Origin of the sequence: Halomonas sp. ML-15 (assembly GCF_014779595.1) — a bacterium.
Taxonomy (GTDB): Bacteria; Pseudomonadota; Gammaproteobacteria; order Pseudomonadales; family Halomonadaceae; genus Franzmannia.
On record NZ_JACXZT010000015.1, the window covers coordinates 52,907 to 66,278 of the forward strand.

Annotated in this window: 9 protein-coding genes; 7 read left to right on the forward strand and 2 right to left on the reverse strand. The window is 64.3% G+C overall.

Annotated features, from left to right (window positions below; translation table 11 throughout):
- Positions 1-340: 340 nt before the first annotated feature.
- The 3 genes from IEI94_RS09285 to IEI94_RS09295 all read left to right on the forward strand — a co-directional run bounded on the left by IEI94_RS09285 (position 341) and on the right by IEI94_RS09295 (position 3,170).
- Entirely contained in the window at positions 341-1,927 is a 1,587-nt protein-coding gene (locus tag IEI94_RS09285; RefSeq protein ID WP_191167030.1) for an ABC-F family ATPase, read from the forward strand.
- 195 nt (positions 1,928-2,122) lie between these two features.
- Positions 2,123-2,719 carry a L,D-transpeptidase family protein gene (locus IEI94_RS09290; protein WP_191167031.1) on the forward strand — a complete coding sequence of 199 codons (597 nt, stop codon included), beginning with the start codon at positions 2,123-2,125 and terminating at the stop codon, positions 2,717-2,719.
- A 187-nt stretch (positions 2,720-2,906) separates the two neighbouring features.
- Positions 2,907-3,170: an Lpp/OprI family alanine-zipper lipoprotein gene (locus IEI94_RS09295; protein ID WP_089660681.1), complete on the forward strand. Its 264-nt coding sequence runs from the start codon at positions 2,907-2,909 to the stop codon at positions 3,168-3,170.
- 259 nt (positions 3,171-3,429) lie between these two features.
- On the opposite strand, the gene IEI94_RS09300 is transcribed toward IEI94_RS09295, so the two are convergent.
- Positions 3,430-4,515, reverse strand: a complete 1,086-nt coding sequence (locus tag IEI94_RS09300; RefSeq protein ID WP_191167053.1) for a L,D-transpeptidase family protein — start codon at positions 4,513-4,515, stop codon at positions 3,430-3,432.
- A 62-nt stretch (positions 4,516-4,577) separates the two neighbouring features.
- The gene (gene mfd / locus IEI94_RS09305; RefSeq protein WP_191167032.1) at positions 4,578-8,039 is read right to left on the reverse strand and encodes a transcription-repair coupling factor; all 3,462 of its coding nucleotides are present in this window, start codon (positions 8,037-8,039) and stop codon (positions 4,578-4,580) included.
- A 185-nt stretch (positions 8,040-8,224) separates the two neighbouring features.
- Between mfd and IEI94_RS09310 the strand changes: the two genes are divergently transcribed.
- From IEI94_RS09310 to IEI94_RS09325, 4 genes are all read left to right on the forward strand, one after another.
- Entirely contained in the window at positions 8,225-9,688 is a 1,464-nt protein-coding gene (locus IEI94_RS09310; RefSeq protein ID WP_191167033.1) for a glyceraldehyde-3-phosphate dehydrogenase, read from the forward strand.
- Between the two features lie 290 nt (positions 9,689-9,978).
- Positions 9,979-11,331: a Na(+)-translocating NADH-quinone reductase subunit A gene (locus tag IEI94_RS09315; protein ID WP_191167034.1), complete on the forward strand. Its 1,353-nt coding sequence runs from the start codon at positions 9,979-9,981 to the stop codon at positions 11,329-11,331.
- Positions 11,331-12,557 carry an NADH:ubiquinone reductase (Na(+)-transporting) subunit B gene (locus IEI94_RS09320; RefSeq protein WP_191167035.1) on the forward strand — a complete coding sequence of 409 codons (1,227 nt, stop codon included), beginning with the start codon at positions 11,331-11,333 and terminating at the stop codon, positions 12,555-12,557. The genes IEI94_RS09315 and IEI94_RS09320 overlap by 1 nt, the downstream gene beginning before the upstream one ends.
- Complete coding sequence (locus IEI94_RS09325; protein WP_191167036.1) at positions 12,557-13,372, forward strand: Na(+)-translocating NADH-quinone reductase subunit C; 816 nt, start codon at positions 12,557-12,559, stop codon at positions 13,370-13,372. The genes IEI94_RS09320 and IEI94_RS09325 overlap by 1 nt, the downstream gene beginning before the upstream one ends.

Consider the following 13,372-nt stretch of genomic DNA (forward strand, 5'->3'; position numbering starts at 1 on the left):
CTCTCAGCAGCGAGGGACGCCGGGGGCAGGCCGAAGAGGAGGTGTCGATGCCAGGGGTAAGGAGCATGCTCCGAACGGGCTGGCCAAGGATGGCCAGCACTGGTCCTGCAAGCGGAGCAGGATGCGAGAGCGCAGCAGGGCATCGGGAGCGCCCAGGGATGGTTTACAGCGCCTCCTCGCAGGCCTGCCGCCGGATGAGTCGCGAGCGATCCCGGTAACTTCACTACCTTTGTCTCTCGGGAGACAGAGCGCAATGCGAATCCTAGCCAGGGCGGGATGAACTGCGGCCCAATAGCGCGTACAATCGCGCCCCTTTGCACCATCGCACCGGGACGCCGCTTTGATCTCTACCGCCAATATCACCATGCAGTTCGGGGCCAAGCCCCTGTTCGAGAACGTCTCCGTCAAGTTCGGCAAGGGCCATCGCTACGGCCTGATCGGCGCCAACGGCTGCGGCAAGTCGACCTTCATGAAGATCCTCGGCGGCGATCTCGAGCCGAGCGGTGGGCAGGTGATGGTTGACCCTGACGCGCGGCTCGGCAAGCTGCGCCAGGACCAGTTCGCCTTCGAGGAGCAGCGGGTCATCGACACCGTGATCATGGGCAATACCGAGCTATGGTCGGTAGCGGCCGAGCGCGAGCGTATCTATGCGCTGCCAGAGATGAGCGAAGCCGATGGCATGGCGGTGGCCGATCTGGAAGTGCGCTTCGCCGAACTGGATGGCTATACCGCCGAGTCCCGCGCCGGTGAGCTGCTGATGGGGCTGGGGATACCCCTCGACGAGCATTACGGCCCGATGAGTGCGGTGGCGCCGGGCTGGAAGCTGCGTGTGCTGCTCGCCCAGGCGCTGTTCGCCGACCCTGACGTACTGCTGCTCGACGAGCCTACCAACCACCTCGATATTGCCACCATCAGCTGGCTGGAAGGGGTGCTGACCGCCCGCGACAGCACCATGATCATCATTTCCCACGATCGCCACTTCCTGAACAGCGTCTGTACCCATATGGCCGACCTGGACTATGGCGAGATCACCCTGTTCCCCGGCAACTACGACGACTACATGACCGCCGCCACCGCCGTGCGTGAACGCATGCACGCCGATAACGCCAAGAAGAAGGCGCAGATCGCCGAACTGCAGACCTTCGTCAGCCGCTTCTCGGCCAACGCCTCCAAGGCCAAGCAGGCCACCTCGCGGGCGCGCCAGATTGACAAGATCAAGCTCACCGACATCAAGCCGTCGAGCCGGGTCAGCCCCTTTATCCGCTTCGAGCAGAGCAAGAAGATCCATCGCAACGCGCTCAACGTCGAGGGGCTGAGCAAGGGCTATGACGGCAAGCCGCTGTTCGACGGTATCTCGATGACCGTGGAAGCCGGCGAGCGGATTGCCATCATCGGTCCCAACGGCATCGGCAAGACCACGCTGCTCAAGACCCTGAGTGGCGAGCTGGCCCCCGACAGCGGTAGTGCGAAGTGGACCGACAGCGCCGAACTTGGCATCTTTGCCCAGGAGCACGGTGACGACTTCGCCAACCCGGCGACCCTCTACGAGTGGATGGCGCAGTGGACGGACGCCGGCGAGCAGGTGGTGCGCGGCGCGCTGGGCCGGATGCTGTTCGGCAGCGACGATATCGGCAAGTCGGTGAAAGTGCTATCCGGGGGCGAGCAGGGGCGCATGCTGTTCGGCAAGCTGTCGCTGATCAATCCCAATGTGCTGCTGATGGATGAGCCTACCAACCACCTCGATATGGAATCCATCGAGGCCCTCAACCTGGCGCTGGAGCACTACCCCGGCACGCTGATCTTCGTCAGTCACGACCGTGAGTTCGTCTCCTCGCTGGCAACCCGGGTGCTGGATATGAGCGCCCAGGGCATCGTCGACTTCAGCGGCAGCTACGAGGACTACCTGCGCAGCCAAGGCGTGGCATAGTGGAGTGGCGCTCTGCCGCCAAGCCGCTAGCAGGCCCCTGGCGTGGCGGCGGCTGTTGCTGGGCCGCTATTTCAGGCAGCATCGCTCGTGCTGCGCTAGGGCGTTGAATACGGGGTGGAAAATAGGATTTGTCACAACGCGAACAATAGCGTAGAAAGCACTCATTGTACGCGTTCGACGAGAGTACCCAGTTCCATGAGCCGACTCTTCAGACTGTTCGCCGTAGTGGCGATGCTGCTGATGCCTACCCTTGGTCTCAAGGCCAGCCTGATTGACAACATTGCCACCGACTTTGGCCCCCGCGATCCGTTTGAAGTCTGGGTCAAGGTCGACAACAGCGATGCCACCCTCACCGTGTATCGCGGCGACTATGCTGTAGAGCGTATTCACGGCATATCGATCGGTCAGCGCGGCGCCTCGCGAATGCGCGTAAGGGGCGACAAGCAGACTCCGCAAGGTGAATTTCGTATCAACGGCATCAATCCGGAGAGTCGCTTCCATCTGTTCTTCAGTGTCGATTACCCGACGCCCTGGAACGCCCTGGAAGCGCTCAATGCCGGTGTAATGAGCCGAGTGGAGTACGAGGAGTACCACTATTTCCTGCGTCGCCATGGGCGTCCACCCCAGGATACCGTGCTCGGCGGCAACATCGGTTTGCACGGTATCGGCGAAGGTGACCCCGAAATTCACGGCCGCTTCGACTGGACGCTGGGCTGTGTGGCAGTCACCAATCAGGAGATCGAACGTCTCGCTGAGCTGATCGGCATTGGCACACGGGTCGTGATCCGCTAGGCTCAAGGGTACGTTAGGATGTTGCGTGTAGACAGGAGGGGCCTGTCTATAATAAAACAGTGTTTGACATCACGCTTTGGCCGTCTATGATTGCCATCGTGACGTGCAGAAGAACCTGCGACAGCAGGACGCCTGTTGACCAGGCACAACCCAAGCTGAACCAAGGAAGTCTCTCAAGGAGAACACCATGACCATTAAGAACACTCTGAAGCTTACCGCCGCTGCCGCATCTCTGGCCATTCTGGCGGGCTGTGCCTCTACCGGCGCCCTGGACGAAGTGCGCATGACCGCTGAATCCGCTCAGGCCGACGCTTCTGAAGCACTGAACGTTGCCAACCAGGCGCAGAACACTGCCAACCAAGCGCAGCGTGATGCCCAGGCCGCCCTGCAGATGTCTCGCGAAAACCGCGAAGAAATGAACCGCATGTTCGAGCGCTCCATGCAGAAGTAATTCTGTCATGAGTGCCGAAAGCTAACGCTTTCAGCATCGGTTTACCCGAAGCCGGCTCCCTAAAGGAGCCGGCTTCGGCGTTTGTAGGGGGAAACTAAAGAGAGGGGGTAAGCGAAGAATTGTGGTGGTTCAGGTCGTCTTTTGTCGACAAGTCACCCTGGGCCCGTCGGGTAATATGGCTTGGCAAACGACTAGCATCCCATCGCCAATCGTTTGCACCCTGCAAATTTCGCCCGGGCCTACGGCCCGGGCTTTTTTGTCAGCCCATGGCCAGTTCGATCTGCTGGTAGAGACCATTGTCAGGCTCGCCCAGATGGCGGTAGAGGCCTTCCGGAGTGGGCTGCGGCTCTTCGGCGGTCTCGATGGGCTCCTCGCGGGCCTCGCGCAGCACTGCGACCGGCTGGCCCTTGGGCACCTCGACTTCGGCGCGCACCCGGGCATAGTCCACCGGCGGCTGCTCATCGCCGAAGGCGTTGGCGAGCATCTCGAGGGCATTGAGCACCGGTTCGAAAGAGCCCTCCTGCTCATCCAGCAGCGGGAAGGACTGCACCAGAAGCGCGCCGTCGGCGTCCCAGCCGGCCTTGAACGGCTCGTTGACCAGATGCACGGCGGTACCCACCGGCACCCGCGAATAGAGCGATTCGATATCCCGCGGCAGCATGCGAATGCAGCCGCGGCTGGCGCGCATGCCAACGCCGTCGGGCTGATTGGTGCCGTGGATCAGGTAGCTCGGCAGCGCCAGCAGGATCGCATGGCGTCCCAGCGGGTTGTCGGGGCCCGGTGGCACCACGGCGGGGGGCGGCTCGCCGCGGGCGGCGGCTTCTGCACGCATCGAGCGCGGCGGCGCCCAGTGCGGATCCTTGATGTTCATGGTAGTGCGGGTCGAGGCGACCGGCGTGGCAAAGCCATCGCGGCCCACGCTGATCGGATAGGTCTCGACCATCGGCGTCTCGCCGCTGGCCGCCGGCGGGTAATAGTAGAGCCGCATCTCCGGCAGGTTGACGACGATGCCGTCGCGCGGGCCGGGTGGCAGGATGTGCTGGGTGGGCAGCACCACCTCGGCGCCTGCGCCGGGGTACCACAGGCTAAGCTCGGGGTTGGCGCGACGCATCTCCTCGATACCGAGGCCGAAGCGGTGGCCGATATCGATCAGGGTGTCTTCCTTGGCGGCGGTCACGGTCTGAATGCTGCCGATCACATCACCCTGCTCGGGAATCGGGTAGTGTCCCACCGGGCGTTCGCCGTTCGGGGTTTCTGCCAGGGCCAGCGGCGTGATCGCCAGCAGGGCGCTGGCCAGGGCGGCGCGAAGCGGCCCGGCCAGGCGCTGGGGAAGGTGCATGTTCATGGGCTTGGTCTCGTTCACCGAGTCATACCTTTATCAGCAGGCGCTTGCTCGGTGTCAGCCGTTCAAGCCGCCTCGGTCTTGCGGTTCAATCGCTCCAGCAGTCCTTCGACCACCGCGAAGCGCGTTTCTTCGGTTTCCATCTCCAGCTCGAAGCGCAGTGTGTCTGCGCCATCCAGCCGGTAGTGAACCGGATCTTTCTGTATCAGCGTGACCAGCGTCATCGGATCGACGGCGGTGCCGGTGGCGAAGATCGCCCGGCCGCGCTGCGGACCCGCCTCTAGGCGTGAGATGCCCAGCCGTTCGGCGCGCTGACGCAGCCGAGTCTGGCGCATCAGAGTCTTGAGCGGGGCCGGCAGCAGGCCGAAACGGTCCACCAGTTCGACCTGCAGTTCCTTCAGCGCGGCCTCGTCCTCGGCGCTGGCAATGCGTTTATACATGATCAGGCGCTGCTGCACATCAGGCATGTAGTCGTCGGGGATCAGCGCCGGCAGGTTGAGGCTGATCTCCACGCCCTGATCCAGCGGCGCCTCGATGTTCGGCGTCTTGCCTGCCTTGATCGCCTTCACCGCACGATCGAGCATCTGCATATATAGACTATAGCCGATGGTTTCCATCTGGCCGCTCTGCTCATCGCCGAGCAGCTCGCCGGCGCCGCGAATCTCCATGTCATGGCTGGCCAGGGTAAAGCCGGCGCCGAGGTCCTCGGCCTGGCTGATCGCCTCGAGCCGCTTGGCGGCATCCTTGGTGATCGCCTTGGGGTGAGGGGTCAGCAGATAGGCGTAGGCCTGATGGTGGCTGCGGCCCACCCGGCCGCGCAGCTGGTGCAGCTGGGCCAGGCCGAACTTGTCGGCGCGCTCGATGATGATGGTGTTGGCGCTGGGCACGTCGATGCCGGTCTCGATGATGGTCGAGCACACCAGCACGTTGAAGCGCTTGTGATAGAAGTCGGACATGATGCGCTCCAGCGAGCGCTCCGGCAGCTGGCCGTGGGCCACCGCGACTCGCGCCTCGGGTACCAGCTCACGCAGCTTTTCGGCGCTGGTCTCGATGGTCTTGACCTCGTTGTGCAGCACATAGACCTGACCGCCGCGCAGGATCTCGCGCAGGATCGCCTCCTTGATGACCGCCTCGTTGCGCTGCTGAATGAACGTCTTGACCGACAGCCGGCGTGCCGGCGGGGTGGCGATGATCGACAGGTCGCGGATGCCGCTCATGGCCATATTCAGGGTGCGCGGAATCGGTGTGGCGGTCAGGGTCAGGATGTCGACCTCGGCGCGCAGGCTCTTGAGGCGCTCCTTCTGGGCGACCCCGAAGCGATGCTCCTCGTCGATGATCAGCAGGCCCATATTGGGGAAGCGCATGCTCTTGGAGAGCAGCTTGTGGGTGCCAATGACGATATCGGCGCGCCCCTCCTCGATGCGCTTGAGGCTCTCGGCCTGGCCCTTGCCGCCGGTGAAGCGCGAGATCAACTCGACCTGCACGGCGGTGTCGGCGAAGCGGTCGCGGAAGTTATCGTAGTGCTGCTGGGCGAGCAGGGTGGTGGGCACCAGCACGATCACCTGGCGGCCGGAGTGCACGGCCAGGAAGGCGGCGCGCATCGCCACCTCGGTCTTGCCGAAGCCCACGTCGCCACACACCACCCGATCCATGGGCTGGGAGCGTGTCATGTCGCCGATTACTGCGCCGATGGCAGCGTGCTGATCGGGGGTCTCCTCGAACGGGAAGCTGCCGGCGAAGCGCGCATACTCCTCCACCGGGAAATCGCAGGCGAAGCCGACCCGCGCCTCGCGTCGGGCATAGACGTCGAGCAGTTCGGCGGCGGTGTCGCGGATCTTCTCCGCGGCCTTGCGCTTGGCCTTGTCCCAGGTTTCAGAGCCCAGCTTGTGCAGCGGCGCCAGCTCATCGCTGGCGCCGGCGTAGCGTGAAATCAGATGCAGGCTGTCCACCGGTACGTAGAGCTTGGCGCCGTCGGCGTACTCCAGGGCCAGAAACTCCGCCGCCTGGCCGCCGGCCTCGAGGCGTTCGAGGCCCAGGTAGCGACCCACGCCGTGAGCCTGGTGGACCACCGGTGAGCCCTCATGCAGCTCGGCCAGGTGGCGCACCGCCAGCTCATTGTCGTCGGTGGCCTTGGCGCGGCGTCGACTCTGGCGCACCACCTCGCCGAACAGCTCCGACTCGGTGATCACCGCCAGGCGGATCTCGGCGTCGCTGTCACCCAGTGCCAGGCCGGCGTCGAGGCCGCCCTCGGTGACCGCCATGCGCTGATCGCCGCTGGCAAAGGTCTGCCAGTCGTCGACGTGGGGCAGGCTGAGATGCAGCGGCGCGAGCTGCTCCTCGATGGCCTCGCGGCGGCCGCGGGACTCGGCGACGAACAGCACCCGGGCGCTGCTGTGCTCTTCCAGAAAGCGTTCGAGCGCCGCCAGCGGCTGCTGGGCGCGGGCGTTGATCGCCACCGTGGGCGGCGGCTGGGTGGCCGAGAGATGGGCGTGGGGGTGCTCGACATCGTCGGTCATCGCCACCCGCGGGTGGCGCTTGATGGCGCCGAACACCTCGGCCACCGGCACGAAGGCGCGGTGCGGCGGCAGCAGCGGCCGGGTCGGGTCGACGCCGAGGTTCTCGTAGCGGCTCTCGATGGCTGCCCAGTGATGCTCGGCGGCCTCGAAGACCCCGGGCAGGGTGGCGACACGGGTGCCCGCGGCGAGGTGCTCGAACAGCGTCGCGGTCTCCTCGAAGAACAGCGGCAGGTACTGCTCGAGACCCGGCGAGGGGATACCCTTGAGCGCATCGACGTAGAGCGGGCACTGGCGCGGATCGACATCGAACAGCGTCTCGAAGCCGTCGCGGAAGCAGGCGATGGCGCTGCGCGACAGCGAATACTCATGGGCCGGCAGCAGCTCGATGCGCTCGACCTTGTCCTGGCTGCGCTGGGTATCGGGATCGAAGTGGCGCAGGGTATCGACCTCGTCATCGAACAGGTCGATGCGCAGCGGCAGCGTAGAGCCCATCGGGAAGAGGTCGATCAGTGCGCCGCGCAGGGCATACTCGCCGGGCTCATAGACGGTCTCCACGGCGCGGTAGCCGGCCCGCGACAGGCTCTCGCGGAAACCTTCGCGATCCAGCTGCTGGCCCACCTCCAGGGTCATCACCCGCCCGGCAATGTACTCCACCGGCGCCAGCCGCTGCATCAGGGTATTGACCGGCACCAGCACGATGCCGTGACTGGCCTGCTGCAGCTGGCGCAGCGTGCGCAGCCGCGCCGAGACGATGTCCTGGTGCGGCGAGAAGCTGTCGTAGGGCAGCGTCTCCCAGTCGGGGAAGGGCATCACCGGAACATCGGCGAAGAACGCCAGGTCGTTCTCCAGGCGCTGGGCCTCGGCGGTGTCGGCGGTGATCACCAGCAGCGGCGTGTCGGCGGCCAGGCGCGCCAGCGCCAAGGCCGGGGCACTACCGTGGGGGCGCTGCCAGTAGAGCGTCTCGCGGGTGCCGGAAGGGCGGGGTGGGTCGAGCGGAGAAAAGTGCAGCATGGTATCGAAATCGCGAACCTTGAGAGCGAGTCCGCGATGATAGCAGCCTTATATGAATCTTGTAGTCAACCCCGCGATTCTGTAATTGCCTTACAGCGGGTGCGACTATCCAGCAATTGCCGCCGTGCTGCGCTGCCGCGATAATGGCGCCACATTTGATACCCGATGACGAAGTGAGGCCCTACGTGAGTCAGGAAACGCTCGAGACCGTCTTTGAGGAGTGGCAGGAAAGCGAAGCCACCGCCGAAGAAATGATTCCGCTGCTGGGCAAGCTCTACCGCCAGTACAACATCGTCACCTCGCTGTTCGGTCGCTCGCTGATCAATCAGTCGGTGATTCGCATCCTCAAGGACCACCGCTTCGTCAAGAAGGTCGAGGGCACCGAGCTCGACGTGCGTGATACCTTCCCGCTGGTCAAGGCGATGACCGAGCTCGACCTGGGGCCGGCGCACATCGACGTCGGCAAGCTGGCGGTGGCCTACAAGACCCGCGGCAATGGCGACGTGCACGCCTTCCTCAAGCGTGAGCTGGCCGAAATCATCGGCGGCCACCAGGCCAACGGCAATCACAATGAGCCCAAGGACGTGGTGCTGTATGGCTTCGGCCGTATCGGCCGGATCCTCGCCCGTATCCTGATCGAGAAGGCTGGCGGCGGCAATCTGCTGCGCCTGCGCGCCGTGGTGGTGCGGGGCCGCGGCGATATCGCCAAGGATCTCGAAAAGCGCGCCAGCCTGCTGCGCCGCGACTCGGTGCACGGCCCCTTCGCCGGCAGTATCAGCATCGATGCCGAGGCGCGCACCATTACCGCCAACGGCAACGTCATTCAGGTGATCTACGCCAACTCCCCCGACGAGATCGACTACACCGCCTACGGTATCGACAACGCCCTGATCGTCGATAACACCGGCATGTGGCGCGACGAGGAGGGCCTCTCCCAGCACCTGGCGTGCAAGGGCGCGGCCAAGGCGCTGCTCACCGCGCCGGGCAAGGGCGACGTCAAGAATATCGTCTATGGCATCAATCACACCGACATCTCCGGCGACGACCGCATCGTCTCGGCGGCGTCGTGCACCACCAACGCCATCGTGCCGGTACTCAAGGCGGTCAACGACCAGTACGGCATCGAGCACGGCCACGTCGAGACGGTGCACTCCTACACCAACGACCAGAACCTGATCGACAACTACCACAAGGGCGATCGCCGCGGCCGCAGCGCACCGCTCAACATGGTGCTGACCGAAACCGGTGCCGCCAAGGCCGTGGCCAAGGCGCTGCCGGAGCTGAGTGGCAAGTTGACCGGTAACGCCATCCGCGTGCCGACCCCCAACGTGTCGATGGCGATTCTCAACCTGACCCTGCATCAGGGGACCGACGCCGAGGCGATCAACGACTACCTGCGGCGCATGGCGGTACACTCGCCGATGCAGAAGCAGATCGACTATGTCGACTCGCCGGAAGTGGTCTCCTCGGACTTCGTTGGCAATCGCCACGCCGGTATCGTCGATGCCAAGGCGACCATCGCCAACGGCAGGAACGCCGTGCTCTATGTGTGGTACGACAACGAGTTCGGCTACAGCTGCCAGGTGGTGCGCATCCTGCAGCACATGTCCAACGTCAGCTTCCTGGTTTTCCCCAAGGATCGCGACTGAACGTCAACGCTGGGCGGAGTGCCGCTCAGCGCCGTTTTGACCCTGATAGACGGCCCGCCGAGACCTTCGGCGGGCCGTTTTAGCCTGTCCGGCCGGTGGCCTTTCGCTGCGTATGTCTTTATAATACTCAGGATTTTTGGCACGGCTCGAGCGAGCTCGAGTCGAACTGGCAACCTTCTGATAAGAAAAGAATTCGAAACCCGTGACGAGCGATCCGGCGCTGTCTGCGCTGTCGCGTACGTCCGACGAACCGCTTTCCTTCCACATCAGATCCTAACTGGGCGAGACTTATGATCGAAGTCAAAAAAGGCCTGGATCTCCCCATCACGGGGGCGCCTGAGCAGCGCATCGAAGATGCGCGCGCGGTGCGCCACGTGGCAGTCCTGGGTACCGACTACGTTGGCATGAAGCCGACCATGGAGGTCCGGGAGGGGGACAGCGTCAAGCTGGGCCAGCTACTCTTCACCGACAAGAAGATCGACGGCGTGCGCTTTACCGCACCGGCGTCGGGTGAAGTGGTAGCTATCAATCGCGGCGAGAAGCGCCGCCTGCTATCGGTGGTGATCAAGGTCGCCGAAGGCAGCGAGGAACGCGTCGAGTTCACCGCCCACGGTGCCGACGCCCTGGCCGGTCTCGAGCGCCAGGTGGTGGTCGACCAGCTGGTCGAGTCCGGGCTGTGGACGGCGCTGCGCACGCGTCCCTACTCGCGCACCCCGGCCCTCGACGCCACGCCCGAGAATATCTTCGTCACCGCCGTGGATACCCATCCGCTGGCCGCGGACCCGGCGCTGATCATCAATGATCAGCCCGAGGCGTTCGCCAACGGCCTCAAGGTGCTGACCCGCCTGACTCAGGGCAAGGTGTTCCTGTGCACCGGCGCCAACGCCCAGCTGCCCGGCGGCGACGTCGATGGCGTCCAGGTCGAACAGTTCAGCGGTCCCCACCCGGCGGGCCTGGTCGGCACCCACATTCACTACCTGTCGCCGGTGGCCCTGCACAAGCAGGTCTGGCATATCGGCTACCAGGATGTGATCGCGGTAGGCAAGCTGTTCGCCGAGGGCACCCTCGACGTCAACCGCGTGATTGCCGTGGGTGGCCCCCGCGCCGAGAATCCTCGTCTGCTGCGCACCCGGATTGGCGCCAGCACCGAAGAACTCCTGGCCGGCGAAGTGGTCAATCCCGATGACACCCGCGTGATTTCTGGGTCGGTATTCTCTGGCTTCACCTGTGAGGGGGCGCTGCGCTACACCGGGCGCTTCCAGAACCAGGTCAGCCTGCTCGAAGAGGGCAACAAGCGCGCCTTCATGGGTTGGCTCTCGCCGGGCAAGGCGCGTCACTCGGTACTGGGTATCTACGTGTCCAAGTTTCTTGGCCTGCCTAACTATGCACCCGATACCTCGACCAACGGCTCCGAACGCGCCATGGTCCCGGTAGGTGCCTACGAGACGGTCATGCCGCTGGATATCCTGCCCACTCAGCTGCTGCGTTCCCTGATCGTCGGTGACATCGAGGCCGCCATGCAGCTCGGTTGTCTGGAACTGGATGAGGAAGATCTCGCGCTGTGCACCTACGTGTGCCCAGGCAAGTACGAGTACGGCCCCATCCTGCGCGACAATCTCACCACGATCGAGAAAGAGGCTTGATGATGGGTATCCGACAGACACTCGACAATCTCGAGCCGCACTTCCACAAGGGCGGCAAGTACGAGAAGTTCTACCCGCTGTACGAAGCCGTCGACACCATCTTCTACGCGCCGCCCAGCGTGACCAAGACCACCGCGCACGTGCGCGATGGCGTCGACCTCAAGCGCATCATGATCACGGTCTGGATGTGTACCTTCCCGGCGATGTTCTTCGGCATGTGGAACGCCGGCTGGCAGGCCAACACCGCCATTGCCGGCGGCTACGAGTCGATGGCCGGCTGGCGCGAGGCGATCATGATGCTGCTCGCCAGCGGCCATGATCCGGGCAGCCTGTGGGCCAACTTCGTGCTCGGCGCGACCTACTTCCTGCCGATCTACCTGGTGACCTTTGCCGTGGGCGGCTTCTGGGAAGTGCTGTTTGCGGTCAAGCGCGGCCATGAGGTCAACGAAGGCTTCTTCGTCTCCTCGGTGCTGTTTGCCCTGATCCTGCCGGCGACGATTCCGCTGTGGCAGGTCGCCCTGGGTATCACCTTCGGTATCGTGATCGGCAAGGAGATCTTCGGCGGCACCGGCAAGAACTTCCTCAACCCGGCGCTGACTGGGCGTGCCTTCCTCTACTTCGCCTACCCGGCGCAGATCTCCGGTGACGCGGTGTGGGTGGCGGCCGACGGCTACAGCGGCGCGACCGCGCTGTCGATCGCCTTCCAGGACGGCATGGCCAGCCTGACCACCCAGTACAGCTGGTGGGACGCCTTCCTGGGCTTCATTCCCGGCTCGGTGGGTGAGGTCTCGACCCTGGCGATCTTTATTGGCGCCGCGGTTCTGCTATGGACGCGGATCGCCTCGTGGCGAATCATGCTCGGGGTGTTCCTCGGCATGGTCGCGACCAGTGCACTCTTCAACCTGATCGGTTCCGACACCAATCCGATGTTCGCCATGCCGTGGTACTGGCACCTGGTGATCGGCGGCTTCGCCTTCGGCATGGTGTTCATGGCCACCGATCCGGTGTCGGCCTCCATGACCAACCAGGGCCGTCTGATCTTCGGTGCGCTGATCGGCGTCATGACCGTACTGATCCGCGTGGTCAACCCGGCGTTTCCCGAGGGCATCATGCTGGCGATTCTGTTCGCTAACCTGTTTGCTCCGCTGATCGACCACATCTTTGTTCAGGCCAACATCAAGCGCCGTCAACAGCGCGTTGGTGCGCCGGCCGAGGAGACTGCCTGATGGCACAGAGCAACAACTCCATCAAGAAGATCCTGATCGTGGCGTTCGCGCTATGCATCGTCTGCTCGGTGGTGGTTTCCACCGCCGCGGTGGCGCTGCGCCCGATGCAGGCACTCAACGAGGAGCTCGACCGCAAGACCAACATCCTGCGCGTCGCCAACCTCTACGAGCGCGGCATGGACGTGGAGGCGGCCTTCGCCGAGATCGAGCCCCGCGTCGTCGATCTGCGCACCGGTGAGTACACCGATGAGTTCGATCCCGACACCTTCGACCACTTCCAGGCCGCCCGCGACCCGGCATCCTCGCGCACCCTCTCGGGGGAGCGCGACATCGCCGGTCTCAACCGGCAGGAGAACTACGCCACCGTCTACCTGGTCGGCGACGGCGACGATCCCGATCAGATCATCGTGCCGATCCGCGGCCAGGGGCTGTGGGGCCTGATGCGCGGCTACATGTCGATCGAGGGCGACGGCAACACCATCGTCGGCATCACCTACTACGAGCACAGCGAGACTCCCGGCCTTGGCGCCGAGGTCAACAACCCGCGCTGGCAGTCGCAGTGGGAAGGCAAGCGGATCTACGACGAAGAGGGCAGCCTCAACCCTGCCATTCGCGTGGCCCGCGGCAGCGGCAGCGGCGACTATGAAGTCGATGGCCTGTCCGGCGCCACCCTGACCGCCAACGGGGTGACCAACATGCTGCAGTTCTGGCTTAGCCCGGAAGGCTTCGGCGAGTACCTGGCGCGCTTCCGCGATGGCATCAGCCTCGATGAAGCCCAGGACGCCGACGTCGAACTCGATTCAGAGGGAGCGTAA